Source organism: Myroides sp. LJL116 (assembly GCF_054871685.1).
In genome coordinates this window covers 101551-121954 of the sequence record NZ_JBTXLR010000002.1, presented here as the reverse complement: position 1 = coordinate 121954, position 20404 = coordinate 101551, and the positions used below count along the sequence as shown (strand labels likewise).

Sequence of the window (20404 nt, the reverse complement as noted above, 5' to 3'; positions counted from 1 at the left end):
TCTAGAAGTTAAATTCCACTTCTACTGGTTTGCTTGCTGATTCTACTGCTTTGAAATAAGGTTTTTCTTTGTAGCCAAACATTCCTGCAAAAACGGAGTTAGGAAAACGCATTACATAATTATTGTATTGCTTTACTTTATCATTAAAACGAATTCTTTGTGTTTGAATTGTATTTTCTGTACTAGCTAATTCATCTTGTAATTTTGAGAATTGAGCACTTGCTTTTAATTCTGGGTAGTTTTCACTTGCAACTAATAATCGGGATAACGAAGAAGATAACTGGCTTTGTGCTTGGTTAAACATCTCTAAGTTTTCTGCGGTCATATTAGTAGGGTCAATTGTAATACTTGTAGCCTTAGCACGTGCATTTACCACTCCCTCTAAAGTGCTCTTTTCGAAATTTGCAGAACCTGCCACTGTATTTACTAAATTTCCGATAAGATCATTTCTACGTTGATAAGCTGTTTCTACATTTGACCATTGGCTTTGCTCATCTTGGCTTAATGTTAAAGCTGTATTATTAATAGAAATACCATAGGCGAAGATTCCACCAAATATAACTACTAGTGCGATGATAGGAAGTAGTGCTTTTTTCATTGTCTTTATATATATTTATTTATTAAAGTTCGTTTTTGATACTAATAAGTGTTTTTTTTACGTATTCTAGTCGTTTGATAATTTCGTAATTATCTTGCTTTTCTTTGGGATTGTTCTTGATATAATCCTTAGCCCCCTCTAGGGTAAAGCCTCTTTCTTTTAATAAATGATAGAGTAGTTCAAGGTTCTCTACATCTTTAGGAGAGAACATTCGATTGCCTTTAGCATTTTTCTTAGGCTGGATGAAATCAAATTCTTTTTCCCAAAAGCGTAAAGTCGATGCATTAACTCCTATGGCTTTGGCTATTTCACCAATACTATAATATCTTTTGGGTGGTAAATTAAATTTCATTAGTCTAGTGATTGATTTTCTTGGTTAGCTTCTTGAGATAATAATTCAAATTCTTTAGCAGAGATATCCCCATAATAATAATTAATTGGGTTTACGATATTGTTTTGATAATATACCTCATAATGTAAGTGAGGTCCAGAACTCCTACCACTGCTACCTACAAAGCCTATTACATCTCCTCTTTTTACGCTTTGTCCTTGTTTAACATTGTATTTACTAAGATGTCCATATCTAGTTTTATATCCATAGCCATGATCCACCTCAATTAAGTTACCATATCCAGATAGCTTATTATTAGCTATTGTTATCTTTCCATCTCCTGTTGCATATATAGGGGTGCCTAATTCTGCTGAGAAATCCATTCCATTGTGGAATTTTCGAATTTTGGTAAAAGGGTCACTCCTATAACCAAATCCGGAGGCCATTCTTTTAAGATCTTCATTTTTCACTGGTTGAATAGCTGGTATGGAAGATAAGAATTTTTCCTTTCCTTTTGCAAGTTCAATGATATCATCTAGAGACTCGGATTGGATAACGATCTGCTTAGATAGTTGGTCAATTTTTTTATTGGTGTTGACTAAAATTTTCTCATTGCTCAGACCTATGAATTCTCTATATCTATTAAAACCTCCTAAACCAGATTTTCTTTGTTCCTCTGGAATAGCTGCAGTATTGAAATAAGCACGATAAATGTCATTATCTCTTGTTTCTAATTCATCAAGTACTTGGGCTAGTAAATCAAGTTTTTTGTTTAAAAGAATATAATTGGTTTTATAGGCTTCTAGTTCCCTTTGCTGTAATTTTTCTCTAGGTGTCTCTAAGATGTCTGTATTAATTAGGGTAAATAGTCCAAGTACTCCAAAAAGTGCTGAACTACATAGAAATAAAAATACACTCCCAATAAATCTGAATTTTTTTGGACGTATTTTTAAGAATGCTAATTTTTCAGGGTCGTAATAATATTTTACCTTAGCCATATTTTAAAAAAACACTATTTTTGCATTTAGTTTTATTCCATTTAGGTAATAAAACCCGATAGCTAACAAAAATATAAAATGTTTTTGGTTTTTCTGGGGTTTTATCTCCTTAAAACAAGGGGTAAAAGTAGTATGAAAGTTAATTTAGCGATTATTTAACACCTTTAGACTGTTATAGATAATCCTTATAAAAAGTGAAATTTAGTTTCCATAAAGATATGAAATCACAAGAAGTTCGTCAGAAGTTTTTAAGCTTTTTTGAACAGAGAGGACATTTAATTGTACCATCTGCGCCGATCGTTTTGAAAGACGATCCAACTTTAATGTTTAATAACTCTGGAATGGCCCAGTTTAAAGAGTATTTTTTAGGCAACGCCATCCCTAAAAGTAAGCGAATCGCCGATACCCAAAAATGTTTACGCGTTTCTGGAAAGCACAATGACCTAGAGGAAGTTGGTATTGATACTTATCACCACACTATGTTCGAAATGTTAGGGAACTGGAGTTTTGGTGATTATTTCAAGAAAGATGCTATTGCCTGGGCATGGGAATTATTGACAGAAGTATATAAGATTCCAAAGGATATCCTATATGTTACTGTATTTGAAGGAAGTGAAGCTGAAAATGTACCTTTTGATCAAGAAGCTTGGGATTTATGGAAAGAGTTAATTCCAGAAGACCGTATCTTATTAGGTAATAAAAAGGATAACTTCTGGGAAATGGGAGAGCAAGGACCTTGTGGACCTTGTAGTGAAATTCACGTAGATATTAGAAGTGCTGAAGAAAAAGCTCTTGTAAGTGGTCGTGACCTTGTAAACATGGATCACCCTCAAGTGGTAGAGATTTGGAATAACGTTTTTATGGAGTTTAACCGTAAAGCTGATGGTTCTTTAGAAAAACTACCTCAACAACATGTTGATACAGGGATGGGATTTGAAAGACTTTGTATGGTTTTACAAGGGGTTCAATCTAACTATGATACCGATGTATTCTCTCCTTTGATTAAAAGAGTTGAAGAATTAACTAATGGAAAGTATACCATTGTAGCTGATACACCAGAGCAAGATAAAATTAATATCGCTATTCGCGTTATAGTGGACCACGTTAGAGCTGTTGCTTTTGCTATTGCCGATGGTCAATTGCCGTCTAATAATGGTGCGGGATATGTTATTCGCCGTATTTTACGTCGTGCAATTCGTTATGCATTTACTTTCTTAGATAAAAAAGAAGCTTTCATCCATCAATTAGTTGAGGTATTAAGCGAGCAAATGGGAGAATTCTTTCCAGAAATCTCTGCTCAAAAGAACTTTGTAATGAATGTAATAAAGGAGGAAGAGATTTCTTTCTTACGTACTTTGGAACAAGGATTACATTTGTTAGATAATGTTATTGCACAAAGCAATACAAAAGTGATTTCAGGAGCAAAAGCTTTTGAATTATACGATACTTTTGGTTTCCCAATTGATTTAACTGCTTTGATCTTAAGAGAAAAAGGATTAGAGTTAGATGAACAAGGTTTCCAAAAAGCAATGCAAGAGCAAAAAGATAGATCTCGTGCTGCCTCTGAGGTTTCTACAGATGACTGGAGTGTTTTAATTGGTGGTAATGTTGAGCAGTTTGTAGGTTATGATCTTTTAGAGAATAATGTTAAAATTACTAGATACCGTAAAATTGAGAGTAAAAAAGATGGAACTTTATTCCAAATTGTTTTAGATAAAACACCTTTCTATCCAGAAGGAGGAGGGCAAGTTGGAGACATTGGAGTATTAAGTAGTCCAAATCAAGATATAGAGATTATTGATACTAAAAAAGAAAGTAATTTGATTCTTCATATTGTAAGAGAATTGCCTTCTAATTTAGAAGCTGAATTTATTGCTAAAGTAGATGTACAAGCTCGTAGAGCCTCTATGGCAAATCACTCAGCAACACACTTATTGCACCAAGGGTTACGTAAGGTATTAGGAGAGCATGTAGAGCAAAAAGGATCTTTAGTAAGTCCTAGCTATTTACGTTTTGACTTTTCTCATTTCTCTAAAGTAACTACAGAGCAATTGCAAGAAGTGGAAGATTTTGTAAACCAAAGAATCCATGAGCAATTACCTTTACAAGAAAGTAGAAGTATTAGTTTTGATGAGGCTATTTCTCAAGGAGCAATGGCTTTATTTGGTGAGAAATATGGAGATTCTGTTCGTGCGATACGCTTTGGAGAGAGTATTGAGCTTTGTGGAGGTACCCATGTTCAGAATACTGCAGATATCTGGCAATTCAAAATACTTAGCGAAGGAGCAGTTGCAGCAGGTATTAGAAGGATAGAAGCTATTACTAATGTAAAAGCGATGGAATACTTCGATAATCAAGAGAAAACCTTAGATCAAATTAAATCGCTTTTAAAGAATCCTCAAGATGCAATCAAAGCTGTATCCTCTTTACAAGAGGAGAATGCTAAATTGAAAAAGCAAATTGAAGAGCTATTAAAGCAAAAGGCAAAAGGTTTAAAAGCAGAATTAAAGACACAAATTACTTTAGAAAACGGCATTAACTTTTTAGCTGCCCAAGTGGATTTAGATGCTAATAGCGCTAAAGACCTTGTATATGAGCTAGGAAGTGAAGTAGAAGATTTATTTGTGCTTTTAGCAAGCAGTGCAAACGACAAACCAATGTTGACTTGTTATGTAGCTAAGAGCCTTGTAGAGGCTAAAGGATTAAATGCTGGACAAATCGTTAGAGAGTTAGGTAAACACATCCAAGGTGGAGGTGGGGGACAAGCTTTCTTCGCTACAGCAGGAGGAAAGAACTTAGAAGGACTTCCACTAGCGGTGTCACATGCAAAAGATTTTTTAAAATAAAATAGAATAACAAAAAGATTCTCCAAATAAGGAGAATCTTTTTTATTTTTACTACTATGAAATTACTTACTGAAGTAGGCATTAAAGAGTTAGGTCGCAAAATCACTTATAACGATAAGATTTTGTCCATTGGATCCTGTTTTGCTGTTAATATGAGTACCAAATTGCAAAGTTTTCAGTTCCAGGTACACACTAATCCATTTGGAATTTTATTTCATCCTATAGCTATCAAAAATATGCTACAGTATGCAATCCAAGAAAAAGAGTTTACCCTTGATGAGGTATTTTGTAATCAAGAGATTTGGAGTAGTTTTGAGGCCCATAGTGATTTAAATGCTTTAGAAGCTCAGGATATTGTCGATGCTTTGAATGCTGCGATAATGCAGTTAAGAAAATCTTTAAAAGAAAGTAATTTCTGTATTTTAACTTTTGGTACAGCGTGGGTATATGAGCATGTCTCCACCCAAAGAGTTGTTGCTAACTGCCATAAGATGGACGGTAAATTATTTAATAAAAGAATGTTGTCCTATCAGGAAGTATTGGAAAACTTTCAAGAAACCCTTAACTTAGTTAGGCATTATAATAAAGATATACAGGTTATTACCACTTTATCTCCTGTTAGGCATAGTAAAGATGGCTTTGTTGAAAATCAAGCCAGTAAATCCTTATTGCACTTTGCACTTCAACAGGTAGTAGGGGAATACTCTCAAGGGGTGAGTTATTTTCCATCCTACGAGATAATGATGGATGAACTTAGAGATTATCGTTTTTATGGTGCTGATTTGCTTCATCCCAACGCTATAGCAATTGATTATATTTGGGAGAAGTTTGTTCGCTTTTGTATTGATCAAGATTGTCATGCAGTGATGAAGAAAGTAGATCAAGTGCAAAAAGGTTTAGGGCATATTCCTTTTAACCCAACTGCTAGGCAACACTTAGAGTTTTTAGATTCATTAATTAGTAAAATTGATGAATTATTAGACCAATATCCATTTATGAATTTTAGATAATTATGAGACAAATTTTCAAAGTACTTTTCTGCTTTTTTATCGTTCTGTTTTTTATGTTTTTAGGCGTTGTTGTGTATAAGTGGGTAGTAGAACCCAAAGACTCCCAAATGAATTACAATACAGCTATGCTACAGGAACAATTAAAAAATGTGAGTAAGCTTGTGGTGACTGAAGCCCAGTTTTCTCAAGTGATGACTTATAAAGATCAACAGAAATACTTTCTAAATTTAGTTTCTTTCAATAAAAAGGCAGTTGTAATTGTTTCTGCAAAGGCAAGTATAAGCTATGATCTAAGTCAGTTGAAATACCAAATTGATCAGAAAAACAAGGTGGTTCAACTTTTATACATACCAGAGCCAGAACTCAACATCATGCCTGAATTCACTATTTATGATGTAGAGCAGAGTACTTTCAATCCTTTTGTAGGGGAAGACTATAATAAGATTAATCAAAAGATTAGGTTAGATATAGCCCAAAAATTAGAAAAGTCCACTTTAAAGACAAATGCTGAGAATCGTCTTATAAGTGAACTTTCTAAAATTTTGATTCTAACTAATACTTTAGGGTGGAAGTTAGAATATCAAGGAAATATTATTGATCAAGAGCAAGATCTTATAAAAGGGTTTGCTCTTTAATTATCAAGGTCAATTATGGCAATACCATCTTTGATAAGATGAGCTACTTTTGGTCTTTCTGAACTCACTTTGTCTAAGTGCTTTCTTGTTTTATTACTTAGGGTTGTATTATTTGACTTTTTAGCCATTTCTAAGATTTCTACGCTTAGTAACCAGTCTGTAGGGTAATCTTGGATTAGCTGGTCTAAAATTAGCTCTAAATCACATGTTTTACCTTCATTTCTAAAGTCTCTAACTTGTTGGTATAGGTTTTCTAATTTTATTTTGTTTTCATCCCTTTTGGCTTTAATTGTTTTGGAAGAAGGAACGTGAGTAATTAAATCAAAACTGTTATAATCTGCCGGACCTGAGAAAGCAGATATAACTTCAGCACCTACTGCCATGTCATAGGTACCCCATTCTGGTCTAAATAATACCTGATCTTTGTAAGTTACTGTACATTCTTTAAAGCTAATCAATATAATTTTACCGTGAATATTTCTTATTCCTGTAATATTAATACCACTAACTATTATCCCTCCTTCAAATTCTAAAGTTACTGGTTTATTTTCATAAAGGTTGTAAGCTTTTAAATCTCTTGGACTCATGTCTTCGATAGCTAGATTAATTCCTTTTAATCTTCCTAATGCTGTTCCGAATCCAGCACTATGGGTTTGTACTCCATGTCCAACTAATTCTTTCTCTCTGTAAGCTAATGCTGTTGGGCCAGTAGTTTGAACATAAGCTGGTTTTCCTTCGTTTTCAATTACATTGGTAAATACACCAGAGATTTGTAATCCAGTATTTAATTCAATAGTTCCTAAAGCCTTAGAGGTAATTAGTTTTTCTACCCCAGATAAACCTCCTTTTCTAATAGCCATTTTATTGGCAAACTCCTCTAAAACTTCACTTAAATAAGCAAAGTCAGGTGTTACGTATAGTTGAGGTTGGAGTTTGGTAATATCAAAACCTTGATCAGCTGCTGCAATAGAGTAAGGGATCTTCTTTACATTATCTGTCATACACCAAGCACTTTCCCCTATAGAAGAAAGTAAACCTGCTCCATAAATTTTAGGATTCTCTACTGTACCAATCAGGCCGTATTCTACGGTCCACCAATGTAAGTTTCGAATAAGAGCCATCTCAGATGGTTCACCTGCATTGTTTTGAAGGTAATCTACTTGCTGTTCTGCTTTTTTTATTTCTTCCGGGTCAATTCCTTCTGCTTCTTTTAAAATAGAAAGTAGACGTATTGCCTCGTATATTTCATAATCTCTACTTGATGATATAGCCTTACAACCTATTTCTCCAAAACGTCTAAGGTATTCTGCATATTCTGGATTGGCAATAATAGGTGCATGCCCAGCGCCTTCATGAATAATATCCGGTGCAGGAGTATATTCAATATTCTCTAGTTGTCTGATATCTGATGCAATAACTAAAACTTTATAAGCTTGGAATTCCATAAAGGCATTTGGTGGAATAAATCCATCTACAGCTACCGCTGCCCAACCTATTTCTTTAAGTATGCGATTCATACCGTACATACTTGGAATGTGCTCAACAGCAATACCAGTTTTTTCAAGACCTTCAAGATAGGATTCATGGGCTACTTTAGCAAGATAATCCACATTTTTTCGCATAACATATCTCCATACCGCTTGGTTTATAGGAGTATAGTCTTGATAATCTTGTGGTTTGATAAATTGTTTCAAATGTTTTGGTAATCTCTCAATTAGCTCATTGCTTTGGTATTCCATTGAAGCCATAATTTAGATTTTAAATTGTTTATGTAAAGTTGTATCGATTCTTCTAAAAGCGATTTTATCCCCTTTAGAAATGTATATAAAAAAAATGGGCATCTTCAAAGATATTGAAAATGCCCATTTGTTTTTGAAATATTAATTTTTAGTACCTGGAGGGAAATTACTCAGAATGTCTTTTACGAATTCTTGAATTCTTTCTTCTCTCTTTTTCATGTTATTCGTATTGGAAATAACACCTGTACCAATTCCCTGCCAAACAAGCATTTTAGATTTAGTATCCAATATATCTACAAATAACGTCCCTTGTACTTGTGTAGATACAGTGGTTGAATTTGGTCCCCAATAGGGACCCCACCCTGGGCGATAATACCCCCATGGCGAATAAAAGTTATTGTTGTTTACTGTTGTAATGTTAACTTGTTCTTTTGATTTAGTAACTAAGTTAATCAACAAATCAGGATTTGTATTAGATTTTACAAAACCTTTTGCTTGTAAATTTTGTTCAATAGCAGATAAAATTCTTTTCTTATCGATGTCATTTATTTTGACATGATCGATTCCTTCTTTTAGGAAGGCATAAGTTTTATATTGACTAAAGTCAATAGCAGTGTCATAATCGGTGGTTACTTTTACACTGCTACATGCAGTAATGAAAAGCAACAAAAACGCTAAAGGTAAAAACTTCAATGCTCTCATAGTGATTAGAATTTATAGTTAGAATAATTTTTCGTCTACTAAATTTGGAAGAGTGACCTTAAGTAAAGGTTCTTGTTCCATTGCTCTTTTTATAGCAAACATTGCCTCTGGGTTTCTAGCCCAACTTCTACGTGCTATTCCGTTATTTACGTCCCAAAAAAGCATAGATTCTAAATTTTTCTGTGCTTGATTAGTACCATCAAGAAGCATACCAAATCCACCATTGACAACTTCTCCCCATCCAACGCCACCACCATTGTGAATAGACACCCAAGTAGCACCTCTGAAACTATCACCAATTACGTTATGTATGGCCATATCAGCGGTATATTTGGATCCGTCATAAATATTTGAGGTCTCTCTATAAGGAGAGTCAGTACCTGACACGTCATGATGATCTCTACCTAAAATGACAGGTCCTATTTCTTTATTGGCAATTGCTTTGTTAAATGCTTTGGCTATCTCAACACGTCCTAATGCATCTGCATATAGAATTCTAGCCTGAGAACCCACTACTAATTTGTTTTGTTGGGCACCTTTTATCCATTTGATATTATCTTGCATCTGTTGCTGAATTTGCTCAGGTGCATTTTTACTTAACTCTTCTAGAACCTGACATGCTATTATGTCCGTTTTTTGTAAGTCTTCTGGATTTCCAGAAGCACAAACCCATCTAAAAGGTCCGAATCCATAGTCAAAACACATAGGCCCCATTATGTCTTGGACATAACTTGGGTATTTAAAGTCTATGCCGTTTTCTGCCATGATATCAGCTCCTGCTCTAGAGGCCTCTAATAAGAAAGCATTTCCATAATCGAAGAAATATGTTCCTTTCTCTGTATGTTTGTTAATGGCTTTGGCTTGTCTTCTTAAAGATTCTTGTACCAGGTCTTTAAATTTTTCAGGTTCATTAGCCATAAGATCATTCGCTTTTTCAAAGCTTACTCCAACTGGGTAATAACCTCCAGCCCATGGATTATGTAAGGATGTTTGATCTGAACCTATATCAATATATAAGTTTCTTTTATCAAATTCTTCCCATATCTCTACTACATTACCAAGATAAGCAATAGAAACAACTTCTTTGTTGTCTTTGGCTTTTTTTACTCTAGTAACTAAGTCTTCTATATTATCAATAACTTCATCTACCCATCCTTGTGAATGTCTAGTTTGTACGGCTTTTGGATTAACTTCAGCACATATTGTTATACAACCGGCAATATTTCCTGCTTTTGGTTGAGCTCCACTCATCCCTCCCAAACCTGAGGTAAGGAATATTTTCCCTTTTAAATCCTCTTTGTTTTTAGCAATTTTTCGTCCAGCATTTAAAACAGTAATGGTAGTTCCATGTACAATTCCTTGTGGACCTATATACATATAACTTCCAGCAGTCATTTGACCATACTGGGTAACTCCTAAGGCATTGAATTTTTCCCAATCATCCGGTTTAGAATAATTAGGTATCATCATACCATTGGTAACAACTACCCTTGGCGCGTTATAGTGAGAAGGGAATAAACCCATCGGATGACCAGAATACATCACTAAGGTTTGCTGATCACTCATCTCACTGAGGTATTTCATCGTAAGTAAATATTGTGCCCAGTTGGAAAATACTGCTCCATTTCCACCATAAGTAATTAATTCTTCTGGATGTTGAGCTACTTTTGGATCTAGGTTGTTTTGAATCATCAGCATAATTGCTTTTGCTTGAAGAGATTCACCTGGGTATTCTTCTATATCTCTAGCATACATGTCATAATCCGGCATAAACCTATACATGTATATTCTTCCATATGTTTCTAATTCTTCTTTGAACTCAGGAAGTAAAATTGCATGATGCTTTGGATCAAAGTAGCGCAATGCATTTTTTAAAGCAAGTTTTTTTTCTTCCTGTGTTAGAATTTCCTTTCTTTTAGGTGCGTGATTTAAAGAGGGGTTATAAGGCCGTTTGTTAGGTAATTCATTAGGAATTCCTTGGCTAATCATTTCTTTAAAAGTCATAATTTTTTTGGTGTGTTTTATCTTGGTTGTTTTTATTTGATTTACAAAATACTTGGTTGTAAATCGCTATTTTTGTACCTAGTAGGTGTATAAAATCTTACTAGCTTAGCAAAATATAGTAAATATAAGTTTATTTATATAAAGTTGAAAATACTTAGATAGAAAAAACAATGGATTTATTCGAAAATGATTTAGTTCTAAACCAGAAAGTTAACTTTAATTTTGGACACGGAATAGAATTATATATAAAAAGAGAAGATTTATTACATAAAGAGGTTTCAGGAAATAAGTTTCGAAAATTGAAATATAATCTTCTTAAGGCTAGAGAACTTGGGATAGATACTGTTTTGACCTTTGGAGGTGCCTTCTCTAATCATATTTTTTCTACTGCTGCGGCATGTAGTTTATTAGGGTTAAAGTCCATTGGGGTTATAAGAGGGGAGGAGATAGCTAGTAAGTTCTTAGAGAATCCTACTTTGTCCAAAGCTTTTGATTATGGCATGCAATTTAAGTTTGTGAGTAGAGAAGATTATCGAAAAAAAACACAAACAGATTTTATTGAACAATTACAGGAGGAATTTGGTTGTTTTTATTTGGTACCAGAAGGAGGAACTAATTCTTTAGCAATTTTAGGTACACAAGAAATTTTAAAACCAAAGGACATGGAGTTTGACTATATTTGTAGTGCAGTAGGTACCGGAGGTACCATTGCCGGACTAATACAAAGTAGTGGGGTTCATCAAAGTGTGGTGGGATATCCCGCATTAAAAGGCGATTTCTTAAAGGATGAAATTGCTCAATGGACTAATAAAGAAAATTGGCATCTTGTTGATAGTTATCATTTTGGTGGTTATGCAAAAGTAGATAGTGTCCTTTTGGAGTTTATAGAAGAGTTTAATAGACAGTTTGGCATACTTCTAGACCCTATATATACTGGTAAAATGCTTTATGGTATTTTTCAAGATATTGAGAAAGGTCACTTTAAAGATAATAGTAAGATATTGGCAATACACACTGGTGGATTGCAAGGATGGAATAGTAAAATTAAAGGATTTAAAAAGTTATGATTAAGAGAGTTTTATTTATCTTTTGCTTAGTGGTTCTGGCAAGTTGCGGATCTAAAAAAAGCACTTTGACAGGAAAGAAAGTAAAGGATAAGGAATTGGTATCCAAAAATGCATATAGGGAAGAGTTGCGTAGAAAGGAATTAGAAAAGCAAAAGCAGACTAATACCACAGTAGCTTCTAAGCCAGAAAGCAAGCCTAGTACACCTTCAAAGAATAATTCTAAAGAAGTCTTAACTGCAACCTCTTCGGTTCAAGTAACAGCGGATCTTATTTCTACTTATATACTAACCTACAAAGAGGTAGCTAAAAGCAATATGGCAGACCATGGTATTCCTGCAAGTATCACTTTAGCTCAAGGCGTGTTAGAATCCGGATCTGGACAAGGAACTTTAGCTAGAATGGCAAATAATCACTTTGGAATTAAATGCCACGTTGAATGGAATGGACCTTCTGTGCGACACACAGATGATGCTCCAGATGAATGTTTTAGAAAATATGAATCTCCTTCCGAATCCTATAGGGATCATTCTTTGTTTCTAACAAGTCGTAGTCGTTATAATACGTTATTTGAACTTCCAAAAAGTGATTATAAAGCTTGGGCTCATGGATTAAAAAAAGCTGGTTATGCAACCGATCCAAAATACGCAGAAAAATTAATCAGTTTAATAGAACGCTATTCTCTATATGAGTATGATCAGGAACTACTAGTTAGTATTGGTCAATATTCTAAGAATGAAGTAAAGGTAGATAGTAAGCCTACTGTAAGTAATTCTAGCGGTGCTACTAGTAAAACACACGTTGTGAAAAAAGGGGATACACTATATTCTATTTCCAAACTATATAATACAAGTGTAGCACAGGTTCAAAAAATTAATCAATTAAAAGGATCAATGCTTTCTATTGGTCAAGTATTAAAAATTAGGTAACGATGTTATATCAAAGAAGTAGTAAACTATTTGAAGAGGCACAACAAGTTATTCCAGGTGGGGTAAACTCTCCAGTTCGTGCTTTTAATTCAGTTGGAGGTACTCCAATTTTTGTAAAAAGTGCTAAAGGTGCGTATCTTTTTGATGAAGACGGTAACACTTTAATCGATTATATTAACTCTTGGGGACCTATGTTATTAGGTCATGCTTTTGAGCCTGTGGTTCAAGCAGTAATTGAGAAAGCCAAATTAGGAACTTCCTTTGGAATGCCTACTGAGATGGAAACTCAAATTGCTAAACTAGCAGTATCTATGGTTCCAAATATTGAGAAAATTAGATTCGTTAATTCGGGAACGGAAGCTTGTATGAGTGCCATTCGCTTAGCCAGAGGATATACAAATAGAGATAAAATTATTAAGTTTAAGGGATGTTATCACGGTCACTCGGATTCTTTTTTAATTGAAGCAGGAAGTGGAGCTGTTACTTTCGGTACTCCTAATAGTCCAGGGGTAACTCAAGGTACAGCCAAAGATACTCTCTTAGCTGAATATAATAATTTACAAAGTGTAGAGGATTTATTACAAGCAAACGACAAGCAAGTAGCTGCTATTATAGTTGAGCCTGTTGCTGGTAATATGGGCTGTGTAGTACCTAAAGAAGGATTTCTACAAGGTTTACGTTCTTTATGTGATAAGTATGGTGCTTTGCTAATATTTGATGAGGTAATGACAGGGTTTCGTTTAGCGAAAGGTGGAGCTCAGGAATTATTTAATATAGAGGCTGATCTTGTTACATATGGTAAAGTAATAGGAGGAGGATTGCCTGTAGGTGCATTTGCAGGAAAAGCTGAAATTATGGATTATTTAGCTCCAATTGGGCCAGTATATCAAGCTGGTACTCTTTCGGGGAATCCACTTGCAATGGCTGCAGGTTTTGCCATGTTAGAGCATATAAATGCGGACAAGGAGCTTTATTCACGTTTGGAGCAAAAAACTAGTTACTTAGCTAAAGGAATCTCTAAGGTATTGGATAAATACAATATTGACTATAACATTAATCAAGTAGGGTCAATGATGAGTGTGTTCTTTACAAAAGATAAAGTTGAAAACTTTGACCAAGCTACTTTAGCGGATAATCAATTATTCAAGGACTTCTTTCATGGTTTACTAAGAAGAGGAGTTTATATTGCGCCTTCTGCTTATGAAACTTGGTTTATTACTGATGCTTTAAGCCAAGGGGACTTAGATAAAACAATTCAGGTAGTAGAAGAGTTTTTTAGAGATAGACAAGCTCAATAAACTTACCTTAATATATAGAAAAACGGACTAACCATTAGTGGGTAGTCCGTTTTTGTATTTTATAAATCTAAAGATAATTGATCAGGTAGTAATTTGAAGCTCTTGCGATGATAGATACAAGGGCCAAATTCGCGTATAGCATCTCTATGTTCCTTTGTAGGATAACCTTTGTTTTTCTTCCAATTATACATAGGGAATTCTTCATGAATTTTATCCATATAATCATCTCTTGCTGTTTTAGCAAGAATAGAAGCAGCTGCTATATTTAAATACTTCATATCTCCTTTAACAATACATTGATGCGCTAGGTTTTCAATGGCAGTAAATTTATTGCCATCTACAATTAAGAACTCCGGGAATGGATTTAGGGCTAATACACTGTCCTGCATTGCTTTTATTGAAGCATGTAGAATATTTAGAGATTCAATAGTCTCTTCCTTTATATGGGTTATTTTATAAGTTAATGCTTTGTCTAATATAATGTCTCTTAAGGTATACCTTAAGTTGGCAGTTATTTTTTTTGAATCATTAATTAAAGTGTTTTCAAAGTCTAAGGGTAAAATTACTGCTGCCGCTGTTACAGGACCAGCAATACATCCTCGACCAGCCTCATCTGTAGCAGCTTCAAGTGTTAGACCAGAATAATTTTTAAGTAGCATATAAAGAGTTTTAAGAGGCAAAGTTATTCATTTTACATTAAAGATATTGGAAAAGCCAAGGGAAATAATCTTGCTATACAAACAGAAGTTTCTTTTATAATCGCAAAGTGTTTCAGCTGTTTACATAGAACGGAGTATTTTATCTTAATAGGTGTATTTCAGTCATAATTTTCTAATTCAAATTATGGTTTTCCGATATAATTGGTTAACATAAAATTAAGAATCAAAATAAGCTTTCTACTAAATCTTAATTTTCAGTAAATATTGCTCACTGTCTTTATTAGGGGAGATTGGGTAATATAGGCCTTGATGATATATCTATTTGTGCTTATGTAGTTTGAAACCAAAAGTGTTCTGCATTTTATATAGGCTTACTCTTTTTTATTTTATCTCTAGAAAATGACTTTATAATTAGTTTCTATGTGCCTATTTAAGGGGGTATATTTTGAAAAACCGCCTTTTTATCAAAACTAATATGTTAAAGTTTTTTATTTGGTTGTAACTTAAAATCTTTGATTTACAGCATGTTGAGTGATTTTGCTAATTCTAGCTAATAATTTTAACATAATTTTATAACTAATCAAGGGTTGGTGTAGTTTTTAGTTTATGCTAGCTAGTTGTGTTAAAACAGTGATTATATTTCAGTATAAATGATTTTAATTAAATAAATGTTTATTTTTATTTTCTGTTATGTAAACGGTTAAAAATAATTAAGTTAAAATTAACCTAAAATATTTATTAGATTTGGTTTATAACTAATCAATAATTTTTATAATGGAATCAAAGTTTAAGTGGATTATTTTATTATTCCTTACACTAGGTACACAGATTGGGTTTGCTCAAAGCAAGACCCTAACTGGAAAAGTTACAGAAGGGGGACTTCCTTTACCAGGAGTTTCCATTTTGCTAGTTGGTACTTCTGAAGGAACAATGAGTGATTATGACGGTAATTATTCTATTCAAGTTAAACAAGGAGATGTTCTTTTGTTCAGCTTTATGGGATTTACGGATGTAACGTATACTGTAGGAGCAAGTAACACTCACGATGTTGCTATGAGTAGTACGGATGAACTTCTAGAGGAGGTAATTGTTACAGCCTTAGGAATTAAACGTGAAAAGCGTAAATTAGGATACGCTTCTCAGGAAGTTAAAGGTGAAGAGCTATCAGATGCTGGACAAACCAATGCCTTAAGTGCTTTGTCAGGTAACGTAGCTGGATTACAAGTGACTGCTCCTTCTACAATGGGAGGTTCGTCTCGCGTTGTTTTACGTGGAGTTAAGTCGGTTGTAGGTAATAACCGCCCTTTAATTGTAATTGACGGTGTTCCTTTAGATAACTCGAACTTCAACAGTGCTGGTGCACAACGTGGAGGTGGAGGTATCGATTATGGAGATACTGCAAGTGACATTAACCCAGATGATATTGAGTCAGTAACTGTACTTAAAGGTGGTACAGCATCTGCTTTATACGGTAATCGTGGAGGTAACGGGGTTATTTTGTATACTACTAAATCGGCTAAAAATGGTCGTACTGAAGTAGAGGTAAATACAGGGATGACTTTAGAAAGCGTTTATATTATGCCAGACCTTCAAAATGAATATGGAGGAGGATCTAGTACAACTTGGAATCAAGCTAACATTGGAGGTAAATTATACAACATTCCTAGTTATGCAGCTGATGAGAGCTGGGGACCAAAATTTGATGGTACAAAATATTTACCATGGAATGCATTCGATCCTGCTTTTGCAGATGATTATTTAAGAGAAATTCCTTGGGAAAAATCTAGACATGATGTAAGAGATTTCTACAAAACTGGAGTAACATCTAATATTTCTGCTGCAGTAGGAAAATCTTTCAAAGACAGTAACATTAGAATGTCTTTTGGTAATAATACAACAGAAGGAGTTACACCAAACTCTAAATTACAAAGAAATACTTTCACTGTTAACGCATCAACTATGTTAACAGATAAGTTCAAAGCTGACGCTAACGTTTCTTATGTTTACACTAAAGGGTTTAACAGACCTGATACTGGATACGGAGACAACTCTTATGGAAAACAATTTTTCCAATGGACTCAAAGACAGTTAGATTATAACACATTAAAAAGCTATATCACTCCTGGAGGTGCTCAACGTACTTGGAATAGAACTGCTTGGGATGACCCAACTCCAATGTATAGTGATAACCCATATTGGACAGCTCACGAAAATACATCTCAAGATGTTAGAACTCGTACTTATGGAAACGTAAAGCTTACTTATAACTTTACAGATAATTTATATGCTGTGGGTACAGTATATGGAGATACTTATAGTATGAATATGGAAGAAAGAGTAGCTATTGGATCTCAAGCTCAATCTTTCTATGGAATCACAAAGCGTAATGTTTCTGAGTACAACTACGAGGGACGTGTACACTTTGATGATCATTTCGGTAATTTCGGAGTTAACGCTTTCGTTGGTATCAACAGAAGTGAAAAAAGAAGAGACTATTTATATGGTAGAACAGTTGGAGGTTTAGTTCTTCCTGGATTCTTTAACTTATCAAATAGTAAAGAAAATGCATTAGCATCTAATAGTATGACTCACGCAAGAACAAATAGTATTTTTGGTTCTGTTGGAGTTAACTATAAAGAGTTCTTATTCTTAGAGGGGACAATTCGTACAGACTGGTTCTCAACAGTTAAAAAGTCAAGTACATATCCTTCTGTGACTGGAACATTCTTATTCTCTCAATTATTACAAGATTTAGACTGGTTAAGCTTTGCTAAATTACGTTTAGGATGGGCTCAAGTAGGTAACGATACAGATTCATACAGAACATCTGATTACTATGCTGCTGATACACCATTTTTAAACTACCCAAGATATTCAATTAGTAATACTAAGAACAATCCAAATTTAAGACCTGAGTTAATGACAACTAAAGAGATCGGTCTTGAAGCAGCTTTCTTAAACAACCGTATTGCAGTTGAAACTTCTTACTACCAAATTAAAACAACAGACTTAATTACTAGTGTTAAATACGATAGTGGAACTGGATATTTATACGAGTGGTTAAATGCTGGAGATATGACAAACAAAGGATTTGAAGCAACAGTTGTTTTAAAACCAGTTTTAACAGAAGACTTTTCATGGGATATTACTTGGAACTTCGCTAAAAATAAAAACGAGTTAAATCGTTTAGCTGATGGGGTAAATGCAGTAAGTATTACTTCTGCTCCATTTAACGTTACATTAGAAGCGAGAGTTGGAGAAGCATATGGACAGATTTACGGAAAAGACTTCGTATATGATGACAATGGAAATAAAGTTATTGGAGCAAACGGTTTATACAAAGCTTCAGGTGTTAAAGGTTTAGGTTCTTACTTACCTGACTATAACATGGGGATTAGAAATAGTTTCAAATACAAAAACTTCCGTTTAAGTGCATTAATCGATATCCAAAAAGGAGGTAAATACTTCTCAACATCACATATGTTTGGTACTTACTCAGGATTATTTACAAATACTACGGATAATAATATTCGTGAAACAGGTATTGTTTTAGATGGTGTAACAGAAGACGGAGAGAAAAATACAACAGTAGTATCTGCTACGGCTTGGGCAAAAGCTCACCAGACAACTGTAGATGCTCAAAACGTTTTTGACGCAGATTATATCAAATTAAGAGACGTGACTTTAGCGTATGATTTACCTAAAAAAGCAGTTGGTCCATTCGCAGGTATTACAGTATCAGTTTATGCTAGAAACTTATTTACTTGGGGATTAGACTGGAAAGGTATGGATCCAGAGATGGCTTCTTATGGTAGTGGAAACATTCAAGCAATTGAAGGTGGTTCTAACCCATCTACAAGATCTTACGGAATGAACGTTAAATTTAAATTCTAACAAAAGATGAAAAAATTTTTATATACTCTTGGTATTTTCTCAATTGTATCTGTAATGATCAGTTGTGATAAAGACTTAGAAGAAATTAATCAGAGTCCTAACTCACCTTCATTTGCTACTACATCTGGGCTTTTTAACCAGGCAAATAAGTCATTAATGGACAATACTCGTGGAGGTTTCCCTTCAGGTCGTATGACTTTACCTATTGTTCAAATGTCTGCACAGCGTGAGTACAATGAGGAGGATAGATATGTGTTTAGAGTTGGTGTTAATAATAGTTTATACCACAACTTACAGTTATCTGTAAGAAAGTATAAGGAGATCATCTTGATTTGTGAGAATCCTGCACTTTCAGATAAATGGGCTGCTACGTATGGAAATATTCAAAACCAAATCGCAGCTGCACGTATTATGATTGCTTATTGTCAATTAGAGTTGGTAGGTCTTTATGGTGATGTTTCTTACTATTCCTATGGTTCAGATGATCCTGAATTCCAAGGTCAGTCTAAAGGAGAAGACATGGCTTATGATACGCCTGTATTTGCTTCTCAAGAAAAAATTTACAAAGATTTAATGAAGGAGCTAAAAGAAGCTTCTGAACAAATTGATTTAAGTTCTAAAAAGGTAATGGATGGAGATTTTATCTTCAAAAAGCCTGAAGTAATGAAACGTTTTGCTAACTCACTTCGCTTAAGAGTTGCTAACCGTGTTAAAGCTGTTATTCCAGAGGCAGATGCTCACATTAAAGATGCTATTGCACAAGGGGTAATGCAATCAAATGAGGATAACGTTGGATTAACTTATGAGAATAACGTAGTTATGCCAGCTCCTTGGTTTGGTGATGCAATGAACGGTAGACGTAATGACTTCTCACCTGCTAGTACTTTTATGGATTTATTAAAAGGAGAAGTTGGACCAGTTAAACAAGTGGATCCACGTTTATACATATTTTCTGCTCCTTTTGGAACTGCTTTCTTCGGTGCTGCTGGAGGAAATAGTATTGAAGGTGGAGCTTATGTAAGCCAAAAATCGAAAGATTCTTTACATTTATATAGAGGAGCTCCATACGGAATTGGATCTACTTTATCTCAAACACAAGGACGTCTAGCTTCTCAATTCGGTTCTTATATTTATAAACCAAATTATACTCAGTTATTAATGGAGTATTCAGAAGTTGCATTCTTATTATCAGAGAATAATAATTGGAACAATGATTGGTATGTAAAAGGAGTTAAGGCTTCAATGGAGAAATTTGGTGTTCCAGAAGCTGAAATTACTGCTTATGTAAAAGCACTTCCAACGGCAACTGCGGAATCTGTAATTACTCAGAAATACATCGGATTATTTATGCAGCCAAATGAAGCTTGGGCAGAGTATAGAAGAACAGGTTTCCCAAATACTTTAATCCTACCTGGTCAAACAGGAACTACAATTGGAACTAAAGATGTTAAGTCTACAACTTATGAATTTATTCCAGGAGTAGTAATTCAAGGAATTCCTCAACGTTTTGAATATCCAACAGATCTACAGTCTTTAAATAAAGATAATTTAGGTGCTGCTATTTCAAAACTTGATAAAGGAGATTCAATGGAAAGTAAACTTTTGTTTGCTAAAAAGTAAATAATATTTTTTATCCCCTCTATGGGAGTTGATAAAAAGTTGGATAAGAAAGGTCTTGATTTCTAATTTTAAGGAAA

The 20404-nt window shown here is 34.2% G+C and carries 15 protein-coding genes; 8 read left to right on the top strand and 7 right to left on the bottom strand.

What is annotated here, in order from left to right; genetic code table 11:
- Position 1: 1 nt before the first annotated feature.
- From ACYSNM_RS02655 to ACYSNM_RS02645, 3 genes are read right to left on the bottom strand one after another with little or no spacing between them, the layout of a single operon-like run.
- Entirely contained in the window at positions 2–598 is a 597-nt protein-coding gene (locus ACYSNM_RS02655) for a LemA family protein (protein ID WP_461754427.1), read from the bottom strand.
- 22 nt (positions 599–620) lie between these two features.
- On the bottom strand, positions 621–950 hold the full coding sequence (locus ACYSNM_RS02650) for a MerR family transcriptional regulator (RefSeq protein ID WP_461755507.1): 330 nt from the start codon (positions 948–950) through the stop codon (positions 621–623).
- Positions 950–1927, bottom strand: coding sequence for a peptidoglycan DD-metalloendopeptidase family protein (locus ACYSNM_RS02645; protein ID WP_461755506.1), 978 nt, complete (start codon positions 1925–1927; stop codon positions 950–952). Before ACYSNM_RS02645 ends, ACYSNM_RS02650 begins: the two co-directional genes overlap by 1 nt.
- A gap of 218 nt (positions 1928–2145) precedes the next feature.
- On the opposite strand from ACYSNM_RS02645, the gene alaS reads away from it, so the two are divergent.
- Genes alaS through ACYSNM_RS02630 form a run of 3 tightly spaced genes read left to right on the top strand, consistent with a single transcriptional unit; the run spans position 2146 to position 6418 of the window.
- Entirely contained in the window at positions 2146–4773 is a 2628-nt protein-coding gene (gene alaS, locus ACYSNM_RS02640) for an alanine--tRNA ligase (protein ID WP_461755505.1), read from the top strand.
- A 56-nt stretch (positions 4774–4829) separates the two neighbouring features.
- Positions 4830–5783, top strand: a complete 954-nt coding sequence (locus ACYSNM_RS02635) for a GSCFA domain-containing protein (RefSeq protein ID WP_461755504.1) — start codon at positions 4830–4832, stop codon at positions 5781–5783.
- Between the two features lie 2 nt (positions 5784–5785).
- Positions 5786–6418, top strand: a complete 633-nt coding sequence (locus tag ACYSNM_RS02630; protein WP_461755503.1) for a DUF4230 domain-containing protein — start codon at positions 5786–5788, stop codon at positions 6416–6418.
- On the opposite strand, the gene ACYSNM_RS02625 is transcribed toward ACYSNM_RS02630, so the two are convergent.
- The 3 genes from ACYSNM_RS02625 to ACYSNM_RS02615 form a co-directional block, all read right to left on the bottom strand.
- On the bottom strand, positions 6415–8166 hold the full coding sequence (locus ACYSNM_RS02625; protein ID WP_461755502.1) for an aromatic amino acid hydroxylase: 1752 nt from the start codon (positions 8164–8166) through the stop codon (positions 6415–6417). The two genes, ACYSNM_RS02630 and ACYSNM_RS02625, sit on opposite strands and share 4 nt — an antisense overlap.
- Positions 8167–8298: 132 nt before the next feature.
- Entirely contained in the window at positions 8299–8859 is a 561-nt protein-coding gene (locus ACYSNM_RS02620; protein ID WP_461755501.1) for a DUF4136 domain-containing protein, read from the bottom strand.
- An 18-nt stretch (positions 8860–8877) separates the two neighbouring features.
- On the bottom strand, positions 8878–10863 hold the full coding sequence (locus ACYSNM_RS02615; RefSeq protein WP_461755500.1) for a urocanate hydratase: 1986 nt from the start codon (positions 10861–10863) through the stop codon (positions 8878–8880).
- Between the two features lie 170 nt (positions 10864–11033).
- On the opposite strand from ACYSNM_RS02615, the gene ACYSNM_RS02610 reads away from it, so the two are divergent.
- The 3 genes from ACYSNM_RS02610 to hemL are packed head-to-tail and all read left to right on the top strand — an operon-like array spanning position 11034 to position 14154.
- The gene (locus ACYSNM_RS02610) at positions 11034–11930 is read left to right on the top strand and encodes a 1-aminocyclopropane-1-carboxylate deaminase/D-cysteine desulfhydrase (RefSeq protein ID WP_461755499.1); all 897 of its coding nucleotides are present in this window, start codon (positions 11034–11036) and stop codon (positions 11928–11930) included.
- Entirely contained in the window at positions 11927–12856 is a 930-nt protein-coding gene (locus tag ACYSNM_RS02605; protein WP_461755498.1) for a glucosaminidase domain-containing protein, read from the top strand. The genes ACYSNM_RS02610 and ACYSNM_RS02605 overlap by 4 nt, the downstream gene beginning before the upstream one ends.
- Positions 12857–12858: 2 nt before the next feature.
- A complete protein-coding gene (gene hemL / locus ACYSNM_RS02600; RefSeq protein WP_461755497.1) occupies positions 12859–14154 on the top strand; it encodes a glutamate-1-semialdehyde 2,1-aminomutase in 1296 nt (431 codons plus the stop codon).
- Between the two features lie 59 nt (positions 14155–14213).
- Here the strand turns inward: hemL and ACYSNM_RS02595 are convergent, their stop codons facing one another.
- Positions 14214–14813, bottom strand: a complete 600-nt coding sequence (locus ACYSNM_RS02595) for a ribonuclease HII (RefSeq protein ID WP_461755496.1) — start codon at positions 14811–14813, stop codon at positions 14214–14216.
- Positions 14814–15587: 774 nt separating this feature from the next.
- Between ACYSNM_RS02595 and ACYSNM_RS02590 the strand changes: the two genes are divergently transcribed.
- Both ACYSNM_RS02590 and ACYSNM_RS02585 read left to right on the top strand, forming a co-directional pair.
- On the top strand, positions 15588–18707 hold the full coding sequence (locus tag ACYSNM_RS02590) for a SusC/RagA family TonB-linked outer membrane protein (protein ID WP_461755495.1): 3120 nt from the start codon (positions 15588–15590) through the stop codon (positions 18705–18707).
- A gap of 6 nt (positions 18708–18713) precedes the next feature.
- On the top strand, positions 18714–20327 hold the full coding sequence (locus ACYSNM_RS02585; protein WP_461755494.1) for a SusD/RagB family nutrient-binding outer membrane lipoprotein: 1614 nt from the start codon (positions 18714–18716) through the stop codon (positions 20325–20327).
- Positions 20328–20404: the final 77 nt, after the last annotated feature.